The sequence below is a fragment of the Methylobacterium nigriterrae genome (genome assembly GCF_037106235.1).
Taxonomy (GTDB): domain Bacteria; phylum Pseudomonadota; class Alphaproteobacteria; order Rhizobiales; family Beijerinckiaceae; genus Methylobacterium; species Methylobacterium nigriterrae.
In genome coordinates, this window is the sequence record NZ_JBAWTG010000337.1 from 1 (window position 1) to 1,753 (window position 1,753).

A 1,753-nucleotide genomic window follows, 5' to 3' on the forward strand; every position below is an offset into this window, starting at 1 on the left:
CCATAACGCCCAATCCACGAAGCTCCTCGCGGATTGGACGTTGTGGAAATGCCCAGCCTCGACCCAATGGAAGGGCCGCTCGATTGAGCGGCCCTTTTGCACTCAGATGTGGAAGTCGGTGTGCCCGGCGGAGTGATGACCAAACGTGCTGATCGAGAAGTCGCCATGACCCGCATCGGCGTGGTCACCGCAGCCCCCAGAGTGGAAGCCCTGATCGCCCGCATGAGAGTTCGTCGCGGTGTTCGTCAGGTCGGTCGCGTCGACAGTCTGGCTGGGAGCACTGGTGGTGCTACCGGCTTGGGTCGTATTGAACACGAAGCTGTCACCGTGACCGTGACCCCACGAGTGATGCCAATGGCTATGATCCGTCGTTCCACCCGAATCGGTCTGCGTGGGCACCGTCGTGGCGCTGTCGCCTGCATCCGCCGTGGTGGTCGTGTTCGCGGTTGACGTGGGCGCAGGCGCCTCGGTGGCCGTCGGAGCCTGCGTCGTGTCGGTCGTATCGGTGGTGCCGGCCGAGTCCGCTGTGGACGTGTGCGTGGCGTCCGGCGTCGGCGTAGACGCGGTCGTGACCGGCGTCGCCTCAGCCGTGTGGCTCGTGCCGGTGGCACCAGTCGTGTCCGTCGTGGACGTGTGAATGGCGTCGGTCGGCGGCGACTCCGTGCCGGTGGTCGTCGTGCTGCCCGAATGGGTGGTGTCCGTCGTGGACGTGTGGGTCGTGCCCGTTGTTGGCGTAGACGCGGTCGCGGTCGGTGTCGTCTCAGCCGTGTGGGTCGTGCCGGTCGTAACGGTGGTGCCAGTCGTGTCCGTCGCGGTCGTGGGCGCGGTCGTGGGCGCGGTCGTGGTGCCCGTCGTTGTGGTGGCGGTCGCTGCCATCACGCCAGTACCGTCCGCACGCTCAGCCGCAGTCGGCGTGCCGAAATCCTCCGTGACGAACGTCACCGTCTGCCCCTGGTAGGTGCCCTGATGCAGGCTGATTCCGACGTTCTCGAACGCGCCATTGGTGATGTTCGCGTAGTGCTCGGGCGAGTTCACGAGATTGGTGTGCAACTGCTGGACGGTCGTCTCGCTCAGGCTGCCCGTCACCCAGGCGATATTCTCACCCCAGCCCTGCCAATCGTAACCCGCGCTCTCGATACGCGCGTCGGGCGTGGAGCCGTCCGGTCCCGTGTGCGAGAACAGATCGGCTTGATCCATCTCAGCATCGTGGGCGGCAGCGGCACTCTGAAGCTCGCTGTCGAAGGAGAGGGGCTTGGCGCCGGCCTGAGTGCGCGTGCCGTTGACGAGTTGCAGAAATTCGGTCTCGAGAGCTGTGGGTGTAGCCATGCGTACAATTGTTCCTTGGTTGTTGCTTTAGGCGTGCATTCCTTTGCTTTTGCTATTATCAAATGCACCGGAAAAGCTTGGCCACGTAATATGGTGAGAGTGTGATTGTACTGCTGGCGACATTAGTATTTGCACGAAAAAGCGCTTAAAAATCAGCGCTGTGGGTTTCCGTCCCACTAGAGCCTGCCGCTATGAGTGGAGCGCATCAAGTTGCAGGGCCCGCCGGTCCGGATCACAGATGTGCCGTGGCCCCAGGGAGCCCTTTGGGTTGGCCAACTCGAAACAGCAATCAGGCCACCGCCGGCATCCGCCGTGGGGCCGCGGGGACAACGGGCCGGTTATGATTGGAGAATAACGGTGTTGTCCGTGTCTCACTCTCGGTCGTGATTGGTCCCCGGCGCGGCCCATCCCGCCCCGGCGCGGTTTC

At 63.7% G+C, this 1,753-nt stretch carries 1 protein-coding gene; it reads right to left on the reverse strand.

Annotated elements, in window-relative coordinates; genetic code table 11:
- Positions 1–102: 102 nt before the first annotated feature.
- Positions 103–1,326: a CAP domain-containing protein gene (locus tag WDW90_RS36825; protein ID WP_336492676.1), complete on the reverse strand. Its 1,224-nt coding sequence runs from the start codon at positions 1,324–1,326 to the stop codon at positions 103–105.
- Positions 1,327–1,753 lie beyond the last annotated feature (427 nt).